The sequence below is a fragment of the Thermogemmatispora onikobensis genome (assembly GCF_001748285.1).
In the GTDB taxonomy this organism is placed as follows: domain Bacteria; phylum Chloroflexota; class Ktedonobacteria; order Ktedonobacterales; family Ktedonobacteraceae; genus Thermogemmatispora; species Thermogemmatispora onikobensis.
On sequence record NZ_BDGT01000001.1, the window covers coordinates 238274 to 255293 of the forward strand.

The 17020-nt window shown below is 61.6% G+C and carries 14 protein-coding genes; 7 read left to right on the forward strand and 7 right to left on the reverse strand.

The window, feature by feature from the left end; all coding sequences use genetic code 11:
- Nucleotides 1-12 precede the first annotated feature (12 nt).
- The 3 genes from nadC to BGC09_RS00945 all read right to left on the reverse strand — a co-directional run bounded on the left by nadC (nt 13) and on the right by BGC09_RS00945 (nt 3208).
- Nucleotides 13-858, reverse strand: coding sequence for a carboxylating nicotinate-nucleotide diphosphorylase (gene nadC / locus BGC09_RS00935; protein WP_069801307.1), 846 nt, complete (start codon nt 856-858; stop codon nt 13-15).
- Nucleotides 851-2566: an L-aspartate oxidase gene (gene nadB, locus BGC09_RS00940; protein WP_069801308.1), complete on the reverse strand. Its 1716-nt coding sequence runs from the start codon at nt 2564-2566 to the stop codon at nt 851-853. The genes nadC and nadB overlap by 8 nt, the downstream gene beginning before the upstream one ends.
- A gap of 228 nt (nt 2567-2794) precedes the next feature.
- Complete coding sequence (locus BGC09_RS00945; RefSeq protein ID WP_069801309.1) at nt 2795-3208, reverse strand: secondary thiamine-phosphate synthase enzyme YjbQ; 414 nt, start codon at nt 3206-3208, stop codon at nt 2795-2797.
- 208 nt (nt 3209-3416) lie between these two features.
- Here BGC09_RS00945 and BGC09_RS00950 point away from each other — a divergent pair, with 208 nt between their 5' ends.
- Entirely contained in the window at nt 3417-4676 is a 1260-nt protein-coding gene (locus tag BGC09_RS00950; RefSeq protein WP_069801310.1) for a glycoside hydrolase family 18 protein, read from the forward strand.
- Nucleotides 4677-4786: 110 nt separating this feature from the next.
- Here BGC09_RS00950 and BGC09_RS00955 read toward each other — a convergent pair whose 3' ends face one another.
- Nucleotides 4787-5431: a TetR/AcrR family transcriptional regulator gene (locus BGC09_RS00955; RefSeq protein ID WP_069801311.1), complete on the reverse strand. Its 645-nt coding sequence runs from the start codon at nt 5429-5431 to the stop codon at nt 4787-4789.
- A 244-nt stretch (nt 5432-5675) separates the two neighbouring features.
- Here BGC09_RS00955 and BGC09_RS00960 point away from each other — a divergent pair, with 244 nt between their 5' ends.
- Nucleotides 5676-6050 (forward strand): DoxX family protein, encoded by a 375-nt coding sequence (locus BGC09_RS00960; protein ID WP_069801312.1) that lies wholly within the window; start codon nt 5676-5678, stop codon nt 6048-6050.
- Nucleotides 6051-6194: 144 nt separating this feature from the next.
- Here BGC09_RS00960 and BGC09_RS00965 read toward each other — a convergent pair whose 3' ends face one another.
- Nucleotides 6195-8600 (reverse strand): beta-galactosidase, encoded by a 2406-nt coding sequence (locus tag BGC09_RS00965; RefSeq protein WP_141727575.1) that lies wholly within the window; start codon nt 8598-8600, stop codon nt 6195-6197.
- Between the two features lie 282 nt (nt 8601-8882).
- Nucleotides 8883-10040, reverse strand: coding sequence for a LacI family DNA-binding transcriptional regulator (locus BGC09_RS00970; RefSeq protein ID WP_084657802.1), 1158 nt, complete (start codon nt 10038-10040; stop codon nt 8883-8885).
- Nucleotides 10041-10585: 545 nt separating this feature from the next.
- Here BGC09_RS00970 and BGC09_RS00975 point away from each other — a divergent pair.
- The 4 genes from BGC09_RS00975 (at nt 10586) to BGC09_RS00990 (ending at nt 15439) form a co-directional block, all read left to right on the forward strand.
- Entirely contained in the window at nt 10586-11908 is a 1323-nt protein-coding gene (locus tag BGC09_RS00975) for an ABC transporter substrate-binding protein (protein ID WP_084657803.1), read from the forward strand.
- A 177-nt stretch (nt 11909-12085) separates the two neighbouring features.
- Nucleotides 12086-13078 carry a carbohydrate ABC transporter permease gene (locus BGC09_RS00980; RefSeq protein WP_218103919.1) on the forward strand — a complete coding sequence of 331 codons (993 nt, stop codon included), beginning with the start codon at nt 12086-12088 and terminating at the stop codon, nt 13076-13078.
- On the forward strand, nt 13078-14016 hold the full coding sequence (locus tag BGC09_RS00985) for a carbohydrate ABC transporter permease (RefSeq protein ID WP_069801314.1): 939 nt from the start codon (nt 13078-13080) through the stop codon (nt 14014-14016). Before BGC09_RS00980 ends, BGC09_RS00985 begins: the two co-directional genes overlap by 1 nt.
- 196 nt (nt 14017-14212) lie before the next feature.
- The gene (locus BGC09_RS00990) at nt 14213-15439 is read left to right on the forward strand and encodes a glycoside hydrolase family 53 protein (RefSeq protein WP_084657805.1); all 1227 of its coding nucleotides are present in this window, start codon (nt 14213-14215) and stop codon (nt 15437-15439) included.
- A gap of 247 nt (nt 15440-15686) precedes the next feature.
- On the opposite strand, the gene BGC09_RS00995 is transcribed toward BGC09_RS00990, so the two are convergent.
- Nucleotides 15687-16130: an ArsR/SmtB family transcription factor gene (locus BGC09_RS00995; protein ID WP_218103920.1), complete on the reverse strand. Its 444-nt coding sequence runs from the start codon at nt 16128-16130 to the stop codon at nt 15687-15689.
- A gap of 362 nt (nt 16131-16492) precedes the next feature.
- Here BGC09_RS00995 and BGC09_RS01000 point away from each other — a divergent pair, with 362 nt between their 5' ends.
- On the forward strand, nt 16493-16966 hold the full coding sequence (locus BGC09_RS01000) for a hypothetical protein (RefSeq protein ID WP_069801315.1): 474 nt from the start codon (nt 16493-16495) through the stop codon (nt 16964-16966).
- Nucleotides 16967-17020 lie beyond the last annotated feature (54 nt).

The following is a 17020-nucleotide window of genomic DNA, read 5'->3' on the forward strand; positions in this document are numbered from 1 at the left end:
CGCCGGTAAGCGCTAGGCGAGAAACTCCAGGGCAACGTCCAGACTGGGAGCCGAGTGTGTCAGCGCCCCCAGGGAGATGAAGTCGACCCCCGTGGCCGCCACAGCCGCCAGGCGCTCTGGATCTGGGCCGATACCACCCGAGGCTTCCAGGAGGATGCCGGGCGCCTTGGTCCGCACGAGGGCGACGGCCTGACGCAACTGCTCCAGGCCCATGTTGTCGAGCAGGATGACATCAGCCCCAGCCTGGACAGCGGCCCGCACCTCCTCAAGGGTCTCGCACTCGACTTCGATTTTGAGGAGATGGGGGACCTGGCGACGCACCGCGTCGATGGCGGCGGCCAGACCACCAGCGGCCTTGATATGGTTGTCTTTGATGAGAATGCCGTCACTGAGACCGAAGCGGTGGTTGTAGCCCCCTCCCAGACGCACGGCCTCCTTTTCGAGGGACCGCAGACCAGGGGTGGTTTTGCGCGTGTCAAGAATGCGCACGCTGGTGCCAGCTACCGCCTGGACACAGCGCGCAGTCAGGGTGGCAATGCCGGAGAGGTGGCCGAGGAAGTTGAGGGCCACGCGCTCGGCACTCAGGAGGGCGCGCGCCGGCCCGCGAAGATCCGCTAACGGCTGACCGGCGGCGACGGCCTCCCCGTCTTTGACGTGCGCCTCTCCCTGGACACGCTCGTCGAGCAGGCGAAAGGCGGCCAGGGCAAGAGCAAGGCCGGCAATGACGCCCTCGCGCCGCGCCAGCAGGACAGCCCGAGCCTGGGCTTCGGCGGGCACTGTACACAGCGTGGTGAGATCGCGATAGGCTCCGTCTTCGATCAGGGCCTGTCTGAGCAGGTCAAGCGGGAGTTCAGACATACGGTCTTCCTTTGTGCTGAAGAGCAAGACTGCTCGTGGCCTCGGCGCCCGGAAGAGCGGGACGCAGGACCAGGCTGACGCCAGCCAGGGCTGGATCAGGCTGAGGATAGTCCCTACGCCAGTGGCTGCCTCGACTTTCGCGCCGCGCCAGGGCAGCCTGCACGACGAGAGCAGCACTATCGAGCATGTTGGCGGTCTCTAGCCAGATGCACCCAACTGCCTCGTGAGGTGCACGTGGCCGGGCCGCCTCAGCGAAGCGGGCGCGCAGCTGTAGCAACTGGCTCCAGGCGGTGCGCAGTCCCTCCTCGTCGCGGCAGAGCGAGACGAAGCGCCACATCAGCTCTCGCAGCTCCTGCTGAAGCGCGCGCGCCAGCTCCTCTGGTCCGACCCAGTCCGGCGGCAGCGGCCACTGGCGGGCCTGCTCCTGGGCGGCAACAAGCGAGAGCCTTAGCTCGCGCTGCCGCCGTCCGGCAGCATGGGGTGCCTGCTCAGAACGCGCTCCATGCAAGGCTGCAGCAAGGCGGCGCCCAAAGACCAGTCCTTCAAGCAAGGAGTTGCTGGCGAGGCGATTGGCGCCGTGCACGCCAGTACAGGCGACTTCGCCAACGGCATAGAGATGGGGCAGACTGCTACGCCCCTGCAGATCGACCTGTATCCCGCCCATGCAGTAATGAGCTGCCGGCGCAACAGGCAGCAGGTCGTGGGCCAGATCGAGGCCGTAACGACGGCAGAGGGCCGCGATGGTTGGAAAGCGGGCATACATCCGCTCATCAGGAAGATGGGTCAGGTCGAGGTATTGGCAATCCACCCCTTCAGCCTGCATCTCGCTGAGGATGGCACGCGCCACCACGTCGCGCGGGGCCAGCTCGGCCAGGGGATGATAGCGCAGCATGAAGCGCTCGCCGGCATGGTTGCGCAGATAGGCCCCTTCGCCGCGGACGGCCTCCGAGATGAGATGGCTGGCCCCATTGACCTTGAGTACCGTCGGGTGGAACTGGACAAATTCAAGGTCGGCCAGAGCAGCCCCGGCGCGCCAGGCCAGGGCCAGACCGTCAGCAGTAGCGCCGGCAGGGTTGGAGGTGTATGCCCAAAGGCTGCCCGTACCGCCACAGGCCAGCACTGTCTCACGCGCCTCGATGACAAAGGGCTGCCCGCGCTCATCAAGAGCCTGCAGACCATAGCAGCCAGCCTCGCCAACGAGGAGGGAGCAGACAGGAGTGTCGGCGTAGATGGAGATGTGGGAACGGGCCTTGAGGGCGGCCAGAAGGGCGCGCTCGATTTCGGCCCCCGTGGCGTCGCCACCCGCGTGGAGAATGCGCCGCCGGCCATGAGCCGCTTCCTGACCCAGGAGCAGACCTTCGGCAGTCGTGGCCTCAACGCTCTCGCCAGGGGCCGCCCGGTCAAAATGGACACCCAGCTCGATCAGCCAGCGCACGGCTGCCGGCGCTTCTTCGACGAGGATGCGTACGGCTTCCGTGTCGCAGAGGCCAGCCCCCGCCGCCAGGGTGTCCCCGTAATGAAGTGCGGGACTGTCGTCCGGCCCCAATGCCGCCGCCAGCCCTCCCTGCGCGTAGCGCGTGTTGCTCTCCCCCAGCCGCCCTTTGGTCAGAAGGGCTACGCGCCAGTCAGGCGGCAGGCTGAGAGCGACGGTCAGGCCGGCGATGCCAGCGCCCACAATGGCTACGTCAAATCTCTGGCAGCTCGCCATGTTGGTCCCTTCTTGTCTCGGTCCATAGCCATTAAGTGTAAAATTTACACTAACTGGCCTCAAAAAAGAAAAAGGTGTATCAAGTACACCAATCGTATTGCTAACAAGTATACCAGCGATCTGTCAGGAAAACAAGGGGCCGGGGAAGCGCTGCCCGGAGAGCACGAGCGCGCTTGCTGTCCAGGCCCAGCCCCTTAGCGCCTGCGCAAGTGAGTTTGTGTGGTCAAGTTATTCGCCGATCACTTTCACAATGACGCGCTTATCGCGCTGGCCGTCGAACTCAACGTAAAAGAGGCGCTGCCAGGGACCGGCGTCGAAGCGCCCGCGCGTGATAGGAATAACGACCTGCAGATGCATCAAGAGGTTCTTGAGGTGAGCATCGCCGTTATCCTCGCCGGTGCGATGGTGGTGATAGTCGGGCCGCTCGGGGGCCACCTGCTCGGCCCACTCCATGATGTCGCGCCAGAGGCCAGACTCCTCATCCTGGATAATGACGCTGGCCGTCAGATGCATCGAAGAGACCAGGGCCAGGCCCTCCTGGATGCCGCTCTCACGAATAATGCGCTCGACCTGATCAGTGATAGGAATGATCTCCTTGCGTTTCCTGGTATGAAAGGTGAGATAGGCCGTATGAGATTTCACAGTAACCTCCTGCGATAGGATCTTTTCGGGACCCGCCATCTGGCCCGTGGGACCAGATAGAGAGCGTTTCCCTTCAAGGATAGTGCCGGCTCCGGCGCTGGACAATTCAGGCGTTCGGGCCAGGCTCTTCCTTTTGGGGTCTGAAATATGGTACGCTCTGAAACAAAGTGGTTCAGCTCTTCAGCAGTGGCAACAGCGAGGACATTCCATGCAGCAGAGCAGACGCGGCGTGCTGACCGGTCTCTTGCTCATCGCCCTGGCCATTGTGCTGGCCCTCTTGATGGGCGTGGCGCGTGCACACGCTCCCCTTGGCTTTCTGTGGTCTGGCAACAATGTGTCACTCCAACAACAGGGACAGGGAACGCCCCAGACGCCCCACTTGCTCAATGGCAGGCTGGCCTCTCTTGGCTGGATCGTTGGGCGCGACTGCCAGCGCGGTATCCAGGCCTATCTGCAGACTGCCGACATCAACCCTGATGCTGCGCTGGTTGGCAGCGGCTGGGTCAATCCCTTGACAGGGCAGCTGATGGACGGCGAGAGCAACAACTGCCAGTCAGGCACGCTCAGCATGGAGAACGTGGTCCGCCTGATCCACAGCAAGGGAGGCAAAGCCTACCTGACGGTCACAATGGAGACCGACGCCAACGGCTGGACGGCCCAGCAGCAGTCGGACTATATCAAGGCGGCCACCCAGAAGCCGGCCTATATTCAGGCAATCGTCAACGTCGTTCAGCAGGGCGGCTACGACGGGGTCATTATGGACCTGGAGGGAGCGGACCGCACCTATCCCCAGATCCAGCAGCTCTTCGCCGACTACAACCGCCTGGTCTGGAAGGCCATGCAGGCCCTCAATAAGCCCTACGGCATCGCCCTCATCCACAAGGTGGCCGACCAGGACGACTACTATAATCTGAACGGCTTTGAAAACTGGTCGCTGCTCGGACACTGCGCCGATTTTATGGTCATCATGTCGTTGGACCAGTCCTATTTCACGCCGGGGCCGACCGTGAGCGTGCCCTGGCTCAAGCAGATTCTGGCCTACGCCCTCAAGACCATGCCCCAGATGCTGCCGCACCTGGTCTGGGAGTTTCCCCTCTACGGAGCACGCTGGCATCAGGCCGCCGACGGGCACTGGATCTTTGATGGCGGAATCAACTACGCCGACGCGGTGGCCCTGGTCAAGAGCATTCCCACCAACGAGGTCGACCAGGAGGCCAGCAATCTGAACGACCCCTACGCCGCCCACCTGGTCTACACGGACAGCAGCGGGACCAGGCACGCCGTCTGGTACCATACCGCCGAGAACTTGCTGCGCATCATCCGTGAATTTCGCGACCTGCTGAAGCAGACGCCGCAGTTCAGCAAGGCTCAGGCTCTTTTGCAAATCGCTGTCTGGTACCGGGCCACCTGGGAGCCGGGCACGCTCTGGCGCGCGCTGCTGCCGATCCTCCCCAATGCCACAGCCTAGACCTGGCGCCCCGTCCGTCACTGGACAGTAGAGCCCTGGCCCCCTGGCCCGGGCATACTTTCCGCCCCTGGCCGTCTGCGGCAGACAGCAGGAGGCCAGGCTGGCCAGCCTCACTCTTCCAGTCCAGGAACCAGACGACGCGTGCCCTCCACAAGGATACGCAGCACCAGCTCACTCATCTCCCCTGCCGTCAGTTTCCCCTCTTCACGCTTGCTCCACTGGGCGGCACAGCCAAAGATGGCCCAGCTCATGACCTCTGCCAACGTCTCCAGAGGCACCGGGCGCGACGACCATCGATGAGCTGAGCTACTCGCTGGAGCTTGCCACAGCCACTGAAGCAAGATGCGCGCCAGCTCTTGCTGGACCGCCCGCTCCATCAAGGGATCAAACTGCCCTCCCGCCGGTGAGCAGTACTCATGCAACCCGCCAAGGAATTCAAAGACAGCACTGATGAGCAGGCGCAGACTCTCCAGCTGCCAGCTACCCCAGGCTGGCAGCTTGCTGGTAACAGCCTCCAGAAAGCGTTCGCGGATCACCGCATCAGCCAGGGCATATTTATCGCTAAAATGGGCGTAGAACGTAGTACGATTAACAGTTGCCTTCTCAGCTATATCCTGAATACTGATATCGGAGAAGCTCTTCTCTTGCAAGAGTTCTAGAAACGCCTGCTGCAGCAGCCGCCGGGTACGGCGGACGCGCGGATCAACGTGTCCACCTGCTGATTCTCCCAAAGGCTGCCCTTCCGCTGTACTCATAACTGTTCCTCACAGCCTCCTGTGTAGACTAACTCGACGCTCGGCGCCCAACGGCCTGCTCCAAGTCGTTGCGATCACGACTTTGCCAACAGAGGGCAGCCCCCTGTTGCCTAGACAACAGAGAGGCTGGATTGTCTCTTGCCCAGCAGTTCCAGGGCACAGTAGTATGATAAGCAACAACTATTGCTTAGGCAATAGCCGATGCTTTCAGGATAGCTGTTGTTTAAGAAAAGGAGGGAGAACAATGAGCAACTGGTTTCTCTGGATCGTGCAGAGTCTGCTAGCCCTCGCCTTTCTGACAGCAGGAATCATGAAGAGTGTTCGCCCATTAGAGCAGCTCAAGCAGAGCATGGCCTGGGTAGGCAGGGTGCCCCCAATGCTGGTGCGCTTTATCGGTATCTGCGAGCTTCTAGGAGCTATAGGGCTTGTCCTCCCCCTGGCTACCGGCATTCTCCCCGGGCTGACGGTGGCCGCTGCCAGTGGTCTGGCCCTCATCATGATCTTTGCTGCCATTTTCCACGCCAGGCAAGGCGAATATCGCGAGATTGGCCTCAACTTGATCTTGCTTCTGCTGGCGCTAGTTGTCGCTCTCGGGCGACTGCCAAGCGCCCATTTCTAAAAACGCTGCCGGTCCTCTTTGTGGGGATACTGTAATTAGCAGAAGGAGCCTCCTCAACTCAAGAGCGATGAGGCTCCTTCCAGGCAAGGAAGCAATGCCAGGCGGTCGGGCAGAGGGAAGAAACCGGAGCTGGGCCACAGCAGCTCAGCGATGCAGCCCCACCTGGACCCTATACTCTGGCACCAGATGGATCGCCTGCAGCGTCACCGGCAGGGTCCCATCGCTGGCGGGCAACGGCAGGCGTTCGCGGGAGAAGTAACGCAGCACTGGTGCCTCAGCCCGTAAGGGTGTAAAGCGCAGGATCAGCTCCAGGTCCTGACCCTGGCGTAGAAAGCGCTTCAGCCCGATCACCCAGGGATACTCAGAGCCAAAGTAATCGGCTACCAGCTGCCCATCGAGAAAGGCCTGGCCCACATCGGCCACACAATCCACATGCAGAAAGAGGTCGTGCACCCCCTCCAGAGCCTCCGCCGCCAGCCGCAGGCGCACCACCTGGGGCTCCGGCTGCTCCAGCGACCAGCGCGCTGCCCAGGGTGCGCGCTCCAAACGATAGCGCTGGAACAGCCCTGTCTGGCCACATTCTTCCAGAGAGCCAGAGGCCACGATCGCGGCGGGCAGAGCTGGATAGCTCAGCACATCAAGCTGCGGCTCGCCCTGCCAGCAGATTCTCAGTCCCTCCTCCTCATCAGCATCCACCCAGGCCGCGCCTTTGTCCTCAGTAAGCAGCAGGTACTCGTCGCCGGCCAGCTGGACCTTCCAGCAGCGCAGGGCCTGCTCCTGAGACAAGACGAGCAGCTCCACAGTCTCGCCGGCGATGCTGGTCATCTCTAGCCGCGTCCCCAGACCCGGCTCCGGCCAGGCGTAGAGTGTCTCTTGCTCCTCCATGAACCTGCCGCCCTGGAGCGTCACAGCACGGCACCCCTCGCGTGCCAGAGCAAACTCTGCCTGGAGTCCCTCGGGAGCAAAAAAGACCATCCTCGTCCGTCCAGCGGACCGCAGGGCTGTCAGCGGCTGGGCTGTCGCATAGCGCAGGTGCAACCCGGAACCAAGCTCCAGCCCAACAGGCAAGATTGCGCTCAGCCCACGATGCAGCCGCAGACCACCCTCACGCGGCACGCGCAGTCTCCCCGCTGGCAGCAGCAGCTCCAGGCTGATCCCCTCCAGATCCTGGGCCTCGACATGATCCTGATAGGTATTGACAAAGAGAAAGCCCTGGCCCTGACGAGCGCGCGCCGCGTAGCGCAGCAGTCCGGTCGTCTGCGGCTTCACGGCAGAGGTTCCGGGCGGCAGCACCACGGGCAAAGGAGCCAACCGACTGCCAAACTCCTCCAGGAAGAGATGAAGCAAGCGCAGACGGTGATAAGAGGCATGCAGCTGGCCATACTCTCCTAAAGGAGCCTGGAAATCATAAGAGAGACGAGGCACCGTAAACTCATGGAAGAAGCCGTGGCGACCGACAGGATTCGTGCCCCCGTGGTACATATAATAGCCCAGCCAGTTGCAGCCGCTGCCCAGAGCCACCACGGCCAGGGCCTGCGTGCACTCAGGCGGCACCTGGGGACGGTGGAGATAGGTCATCTGGATGCCGGCCCCCAACTCACAGTAAGCATACGGATAGCGATCGACGGGATAATGGAAAGCTCCGGCCCGCCACCAGTCATTTTCAGGCTGCTGCGGCGAGCGAAAGAGAAATTCGCGGCTGGGCAAGGGATCAAAGGCGGGATCAGGCTCCCAGGGCGTAAAGGGATAGGCGGCATGCATGGGCAAAAAGCCCTCCGCAGGCACGGCAGCCCCTCCCCAGGCCGTGCAGGTGTAGAGGGGAGCCACCAGGCCCACCTCGTTGGCCAGAGCCCGCAGGCGCTCCAGATGGGCCGGCCCGTCGCTGCCTCGCGGCACCCATTCGCTGCCGGGCCGGAAGGTCAGCTCCCAGGGCGCCCCGGCATGCATATACTCGTTCTCTAGCTGCACACCGAGAATCGGCCCCCCGTCCTGAAAAAAGAGGCCCCGCACCTGACGAGCGATCTCGGCAAAGTAGCGCCGCACATAGAACAAATAGCGCTCATCGTTCGAGCGCACGGCCACCGCCCGCCCGTAGAGCCAGTCGGGCAACCCACCGTTACGACACTCGCCATGCACAAACGGCCCTACACGTAGCAGAATCTCCATTTCCATCTCTCTGCAGAGCTGCACAAAGGCACGCAGATCGCGATTATCCGCCCAATCAAAGCACCCCTCCTCTTCTTCGACATGAATCCAGAAGACGTAGATGGAGACCAGAGTCAGACCGCCGGCGCGCATCTTCTGCAGCGCTTCACGCCAGTAACGACGCGGATAGCGCGAGGGATGGAACTCGCCCATGACAGGAATCCAGGGCTGCCCGTTGCGGAGCAGATAGCTCTGCGCCAGAGCCAGTGTCTCCCCCTGCGGCGAGCGTGCCAGGAGCCGCGGCTCCGGCAGCCCCCCCTCCGCCTCCTCCGCAGCGCGCAGATCGAGTCGATAGTAGGAACGATCATCAGCAGGTAGATGTGGCTGCAATGATGTGGCGGACAATGGGCTTCTTCCTCCTGCTCTTCTCTCTTACAGAGTCGCTTGCTCGGCCTCGCCGATCGCTCAGGCCCTGATGCCATCAGGAGCACAGTCACAAGGGCACCCTTTTATCAGGTTGAGCTGTTGTCAGGAGCTATCGTCGTCCGAGAGCCGACCGACCAACCAGCCAGACTCAGGGCAGCGACCACAGGCATGGGTAGAGGCTCCGGAGGCCTGGACGGAGTCGGCCAGCGTGACGACGGGTTGGGAGCGAACAGTATGCCCGGTCAGGACGCCCAATCAGGATCAGGAAAGCGACCAGGACGAAGCGGGGGCCGCGGTGGACTGGCGTATCACCAGGGAAGGTGGGACCAGACGCAGCGGAGCCATCACCCCCTGGCGCTGAGCCGTGCCATCGCTGCTCTCACCAGGCGGCAGCGACTCGCGTCCCTGCTCCTGGCTCGCGGCCTCAATCTGGGCCAGCAGCAGCTCTGTCGCCTCCTGAGCCAGGCGCGTTTTGGGAATAGCGATGGTCGTCAGGGGCGGACGCAGATGGGCAGAGACCACAATATCGTCGAGGCCGACGATCGAGATATCCTCGGGGACACGCAGCCCGCGGTCAAGAACCAGCTCCATTGCCCCGAGGGCCATCCAATCGTTCGTCGCGAAGATTGCCGTTGGCGGCGTCAGCTCCTGCCCGGTGCTCAACAACTGGCGCGCCGCCGCATAGCCGCTCTCCAGCGAGGAGTCTCCCAGAGCGATGCGGCCTGGAGACAGCTCCAGGCCAGCCTGCCGCAGTGTCGTGCGAAAGCCCTCTAGCCGCAGATGCTGCTGAGGCTCGTCGACAATGACAGCAATGCGCCGGTGCCCCAGCGCCAGCAAGTGCTCGGCAGCCAGCTGTCCCGCCCGGAAGAAATCTACCGTCACCTGGGGGATGTCCGACGGCGACTCATTTTCTTGCCAGTCGCAGAGCACAATGGGCACCCCCTGACGGAAGTAGTGCGTGATGTCAGCAATGTCCATGCTCGACCCCATGATGATGTAGCCATCAACCCAGCGGCTCATCAGCCGCTCCATCTGCTGCCTCCCCAGAGCAAAATCACCGTGCGTGTTGCAGAAGAGGGTCTGGTAGTCGCGCTGGCGGAGAATGTTCTCGATGGCCTCCATGATCTCGGGATAGAAGGGGTTGGCAACGGTGGGCAGGATCAGGGCCACGGTAAAGGTCCGGTGCTGCGAGAGATTGCGCGCCAACAGATTGGGCCGATACCCTAGCTCGCGGGCATAGTAGAGCACACGCTGGCGTGTGGCTTCGCTAACTTTGCCTTTGCCGCTCAGCACATTGGCAACGGTGCTTTTGGCAACCCCCGCCGCCCGCGCAATATCGTAAATCGTGACCATGTGCCCCTTCTTGACCGCCGCAGGCTGTTCTTGCGGCGGCTGCTGCTGAAAGCGAGATTCCTTCATCGAAAGCGTATCCTCATCCCTTCGCTTAGAGTATAGAAGATGGACCGGTCCATGTCAAGTAATAGCCTTTCACCCTTGACATGGACCGGTCCATCTTCTATACTTTTCGCGTGTGGACCGTTCCACTTCCCCCTTGCCGGAGCAGGAAGAGCAGTCAGCTCCCAGGAGTCCAGATAGAGGGCAGACAGGCTGGCTGGTAGGTAGAGAGTCCGGCGAGCGGCGGTCCAGGCAGGCAAGGAAAGCGGTCAGGTCGGTCGGCCAGGCAGGAAGCCGGTGCCCCGTACCAGTGAGCAGCTGGAAGGAAGAGCGCGATCCGTGAAGGGATGAACGGACGGGCGGACGAACGAATGGGCAGATGGGACTAGGCGGATGAAGAGATGACTGGGCAGGGAGATGGGAGGGAGATGGCAGACCGAGTCAACGCCGAGAGGGCGAACAAGGCAACGAACTAACGTCGCCGGGTCAATCGGTCACTCGGTTAAGTGCGTCTGCGGTGCCTTCAGCAGGCGTCAGCTCCTACAGTGCAGTCAAGGAGGAAACGAGAGATGAACCGCGGTCTCCTATTTTGCCATGCCAGGGGGATGGCCAAGGCCGGCCTGCTGCTGCTCCTGGCGATCAGCATCAGCAGCTATCTCGTGGCCTGTGGTGGGACGCCCGCCAGCTCGGGACCCGTCACCCTCACTTTTTGGTCCTGGGTGCCCAACCTCCAGCAAGCGATTGACCTCTTCGAGAAGAGTCACCCCAACATCAAGATTAAGTGGCAGAACGTCGGTTCGGGCGGCACGGAGTACACCAAACTGACGACGGCCCTGAAGGCTGGCTCAGGCGCTCCCGATGTGGTGCAAATCGAGTACGCGTATCTTCCCCAGTACATCCTGAGCGGGAAGCTGGTCGACCTTTCGCAATACGGGGCCAACGATGTGAAGGATCAGTTCATCCCTTGGACCTGGGCCCAGGTCACCAGCGGCGGTAAGGTGTATGCCATTCCCCAGGATACCGGCCCGATGGGCCTGCTCTACCGCGAGGATATCTTTAAGAAATATAACCTCCCCGTCCCCACCACCTGGGACCAGTACGCCCAGGAAGCCATTCAGCTGCATAAGGCCAATCCCAAGATTTATATCACTGACTTCTCTCCCAGCGATGGCCCCTGGTTCTTCTCGCTGCTCTGGCAGGCCGGTTCCCAGCCTTTCGTGGTCAATGGGACGACGCTCAAGATCCATCTGGATGACGCCGCCGCGCTTAAGGTGGCGAACTACTGGGGGAACCTGGTCAAGAGTGGGGCGGTGAGCACCGCCGCCGATTGGAACAACGACTGGTACGCTGCGCTCCAGAATGGGACCCTGGCTACGTGGATCACTGCCGCCTGGGCGCCGTCCGATCTGGAGGGATTCGCGCCAAAATCCGCCGGCCTGTGGCGTGTGGCGCCGCTGCCCCAGTGGACTGCTGGAGAGCAGGCCTCGGCCAACTGGGGCGGCTCGACCGATGCGGTGACGACCCAATGCCAGCACCCCGCGGAGGCTGCGGAGTTCGTCAAGTGGCTCAACACGAACCCCGAGGCTGTCAAGATCTTGACCCAGAAGCTCTACCTCTTCCCCTCTCAGAAGAGCGCTCTGCAAGATCCCAGCTTCGATACGGCTAACGCCTTCTATGGCGGCCAGCAGGTCAACCGCATCTTTGTGGAGTCCGCTCAGGAGGTCAATACTTCTTTCCAGTGGAGTCCCTTCCAGGACTATGTCTTCTCTCAGCTGCAGAACCAGCTGGCGTCAGCAGTGAACGGCAAGATCTCGTTCGAGCAGGCGATGCATAATACGCAGAATGCGGTGGTGGCCTACGCGCGCTCACAGGGCTTTACGGTCGTCTCGTAGGCAGGCGCATCAGGAAGGCGCTGGGACTGGGGGCCGGGCGTCGGCCAGTCACTCTGGCAAGCTGCTCGCCTCCCCCGGCGCTATCCCCGGTCCACAATTTCGCTTCTTTTCCTTAGTCTGCCAGTGAGTCAGCTGTCCTCTCTTTTGCTTTCCTCGCCCGAATGAGAGGCTTGTACAATGATACCGTCACAAGATATGGCCAAGCATAGTCAGGCTGAAGCAAGGCAACAAGCAATCGAGATCCAGGAACTGGCCGCTCCCGCCAGCCGTCTCCCCAGCGCTTTGCGCTTCTGGCGAGGCTGGCGACGGCAGGTAGTGATCCCCTACCTCTTCCTGCTCCCGTTCTTGTTGCTCTTCTCCTTCTTTCTTCTGGTACCGTTATTGTACGCCCTTTGGACCAGCTTCTTTGTAGAGCGCTTGATCGGAGGGATGACCTTTGTCGGGTGGCAGAATTATCAGGAGGTGCTGCGCGACGGCAATTTCTGGGAAGGGGTGCGCAATGTGCTCTTGCTCCTGTTTACGCAGGTTCCGCTGATGCTCGGCCTGTCCTTGCTCCTGGCCCTGCTGCTCGATAGCCAGATCGTGCGCCTCAAGACGATCTTCCGTCTGGGCTACTTTCTCCCCTATGCGATTCCCAGTGTGATTGGCGCCCTCCTCTGGGGCTATCTGTATAGCGCCCATATCGGGCCTTTTGCCCAGCTGGCGGAGCTGCTCCACTGGCCACCTCCCCCTTTCTTGAGTGCCGCTGGTCTGTTGCCGTCGATCGCCAACATTTTGACCTGGCAGTGGACTGGCTACAATATGGTCATCCTTTATGCCGCCCTGCAGGCCATTCCGCCGGAGCTGTACGATGCGGCGCGTGTTGACGGGGCCAGTGGCTGGGAGATCGCCCGGCGCATTAAGATTCCGCTGATTGCCCCAGCCCTCGTGCTGACGGTGGTCTTCTCGATCATTGGGACGCTGCAGCTCTTTAATGAGCCGCAGATCATGACGGCTATCGTCCCCAATCTGATCCAGGATCACTATACGCCGAACCTGTACGCCTACAATCTGGCTTTTACGAACCAGCAGTATAACTACGCTGCTGCAGTCTCGTTCGTGCTCGGCGCTGTGGTCTTCGTCTTCTCTTATGTCTTTATGTTGGTGACCTATCGCAGGGGGCAACGCTAATGGCACGCATTGGATCGCTTCCCGCTGGCGGCCCTGTCGCTGCCACGACACGGCAGACCTCAGCCCAGGCCCGGACGGGGGGTCGACGCGGCGGCTGGACGCTGCGCGGCCTGGTACTGCTCTTCCTGGTGCTGATGCTGGTCTACTTTGTGATCCCGCTCTTCTGGCTGGTGGTTTCGGCGACGAAGACCAATGATGAGCTGTTCTCAACCTTCGGGCTATGGTTCGCACCCGATTTTCACCTGCTGCAGAACCTGCACGATGTCTTTACTTACGATGATGGTATCTTTGTCACCTGGCTGACAAACTCGGCTTACTATGCGGTGGTCAGCGCCCTGGGGGCCTCGCTGATTGCAACGTTGGCCGGGTATGCCTTCGCCAAGCTCTCTTTCCCCGGGCGAGAGCTGGCCTTCGCTATAATCCTGGGCACGATCATGGTCCCCAATACGGCCCTGGCCATTCCTACCTACCTGCTGCTGAGCAAGGTCGGCCTGGTCAATACACCACTGGCCATTATCCTGCCATCGCTGGTGACCCCCTTTGGGGTCTATCTGATGCGTGTCTACGCTGAGCAGGCGCTCCCAGACGATTTGCTGGATGCAGCGCGCGTCGATGGGGCCAGCGAGTGGCTCATTTTCTGGAGGATTGCCCTGCGCTTGCTGGCTCCTGGTTTTGTGACGGTGCTGCTGCTGACCTTCGTGGGAACCTGGAATAACTTTTTCCTGCCCCTGGTGGTGACCAACAATCCGGCGTACTACCCGCTGACAGTCGGTCTGGCCAATTGGAATCAGCTATCCCAGGCTTTCAGTGGATCGCGCATTCTCTATACGCTGGTCATCACCGGCTCGCTGATTTCGGTGGTCCCGCTGATCATCGGCTTTCTCTTCTTGCAGCGCTACTGGCAAGGGGGGCTGACGTTTGGGAGCCTGCGCTCTTAGCCGCACGCTCCCTCATTCCTTGTCAGGACTGCCAGTCTGGTAGGGTAGGCTCTGTTGTGTTGAGGCTGCTCTGCTGGCTCAAGCGGAGCGAGATGTGTGGCCTCCTCTCCCAGGGGCACACGCGCACGCTAGCCAGCAGACAGGGCAGGATGCCCTCAGACCATCTCGATGTCCTTGAGGAAGGTAGGCAGAATCGATGGATCGCGAAGAGCAGAGCTATCTCTTCTCCCCTGCCAGGGGAGCACGGCCCGCCCCTGCTCTCTGGAGAGAGAGCGTCAGTCGACGACGCTTTCTTGGCCAGATCGCGTCGGCCACAGCGCTGGCTGGTGGCTTGACCTTTGGCAGTGGCCTGCCAGCGGCCCTGGCGGCCCCGCACCCGGCTCCGCGCCAGAGCAGTGGGCCTCGCCCGCGGGTGCTGGGTCACGACCTCTCAACCTTGCAGCAATTGGAGGACGTCGGCAAGCGCTTCTCTGATCAAGGGCACGTGTTGCCCGCCGAGCAGATCGTGGCGCACCACGGCGCGACCTTTATCCGTGAGCGTTTATGGGTCCAGCCGCCGATTCCATACAACGATCTGCCCCACATTTTGACGATGGCGCGCCGCATCAAAGCCGCTGGCCTGCATTTCCTGCTGGATTTCCATTATGCTGATTTCTGGGCCGATCCCGGCCACCAGACAACGCCCCAGAGCTGGCAGGGTCAGGATCTGGCAACCCTGGCGCAGACGGTCTACGAGTATACGCGCTCAGTGCTGGGGGCTTTGGCGCGTCAGGGAACACTGCCAGAGATGGTGCAGACAGGCAACGAGGTGACGGCGGGCATGCTCTGGCCCGAGGGCCAGATCTACGTCAACGGGACAGAGCGCTGGCCGCAGTTTGCCACCTTGCTGAAGGCCGCCATCGCCGCTGTGCGCGCTACCAGCCGCGCGATCGAGGTGATGGTGCATATCGATCGCGGTGGCGATAATGCTGGCTGCCGCTACTTTTTCGATCATATCCTGGCTCAGGGTGTGGATTTTGATGTGATCGGCCTCTCGTATTATCCGTGGTGGCATGGGCCTCTTTCGGCGTTGCAGGCCAATCTCAACGATCTGGCGCCGCGCTATGGCAAGGATCTGGTGGTGGTAGAAACGGCTTATCCCTGGACCTTGACCGACGGCGATAGCGAGCCAAACATTGTCAACGCCCAGACCACATTGCTGCCGGGCTACCCTCCCACGCCCGAGGGCCAGCTCGCCTATATCCGGGCCGTGCGGGCGATTGTGGAGCAGGTGCCGCAGGGTCGAGGGCGCGGGCTGGTCTATTGGGAATCGGCCTGGATACCCGGCGTGGGCTGGGAGCCAGGGGCCGGCGATGCCTGGGACAATCTGACGCTCTTCGATCGCCAAGGCCGGGCCCTGCCTTCGATTCGCTGCTATGAGTAACGGACAGCCAGAGGCGGACGAGCAGATACCTTCCCCTCTCCAACGACCGAGTGTTCAAGCGCTATCTATCGAAGCCGACACAGTCGCAATGTGAGGCGCCCACACAGGTGGCCCAGTCTGCTGATTTGGGAGATTGGGCCACTTGCTTTTCATAGCCGGCCTCAGATGGCGCGACTTCCTCTTCTTCGCCTTCCGTCAGTCAGTCAGCCAGTCAGCTCCCGCTCCCCCCTCGCTCGCCACCTGGTTGCTAGCGAATAATGCCACAGGAGGCAATACTGGCAGCGTGCTCCTGCAGGAGGGTCCCCGCAATGGTCAGGAGCAGGCGAAGGCGCTCGTCACTGAGACGGTAATAGACATATTTTCCTTCACGTACCCCCTGCACCAGGCCGCACCAGCGCAGGCAACTCAGATGGGTCGAGACCCGCCCTTGGGGCGCGCCCAGGGCCGCGACCAGCTCGCTGACTGTGCGCCCCTCAACAGGGGCCTCCAGTAGCAGCGCCAGCAGGCGCAACCGGGTCGGATCACTAAGTACCTTGAAGAAGCGCGCATAGAGCTCAGCGACCTCGGGCGTCAGGGCGCCCGCGCCCTCAGGCTGCTTCCTTGCCTCATGACGCTGCCGACCTGCCAGGCCGGCCATCGTCACCACCTGTGACGTGACGCCGGCGTTGTTGCTCTCTCCCTCGCTCTGCATATGCACATTTGCCTCTTTTTCAGGTGTTGCCATACTTCGGCTATCATATGCATCCGTATAGGCTGATAGGAGGATGATATCATTCGGTAAGGCGCGCGTCAAGGAAAGCACCCCTGGGACTTGCTGGCCTGTAGTGTGGCGGTAGCCTTCCGGCCAGGGGACAGGGAGGAAAGAGACAGGTAGGTCAGGCAGGCAAGCCTGGGCGACAATTCCGGTGAGTGTACTATACTAATACTGACCGTTCTGCTGCAGCTGACGAGGGCATGGCGCACTGCAGTCAGTCAGCCAGTCAGCCAGAACAGCCTGGAGGAGAAATTGAGGATTGCCTATCCGTCCCTACTGGGAAGGGAAGCACACAACGTATGTGGAAAGATCTGCTTGCTCAAGGAAAATTTGCACGGCTCTGCCATTTAGCTGCCAGATTGATCCTGGTATTTGGGTTGGCTACTGCCGCAGTGGAGGTATACCTGATCTGGGGGACCTATCAGCGTCTCATCCAGCTCGGGCTGGCTCCCGGCAGCGGTGGGGCCTTTCTCGTCAGCCCGGACAATTCTCCGTATGTGCGGGTGATTGCCAGCAGCACTGTGAGCTGGCTGGACCTCGCGGGACCGCTGGCTTTTCTCTTCGGCACTCTCGCCACCACTATCTTTTATAGCCTCTTGCTGACCCTGATCGGGCATGTGCTCAGTGCTTTCGCCGGTTCCACCCCTGTCAGAGGCCGCGCTGAAACGGCGCCGGATGGCCCCGGCGCAGATGAGACGGTGGATGACCTGGTTTTCCAATCGCTGGATGAGGTGGAGGCAGGCCAGAGGAGTCGAGGCGGACGAAGCCGTTAAATTGGTGGAGTCTGGTCCGCTCCCGACTTCCCCCTCCCTCTTTCTGGTCTGGGC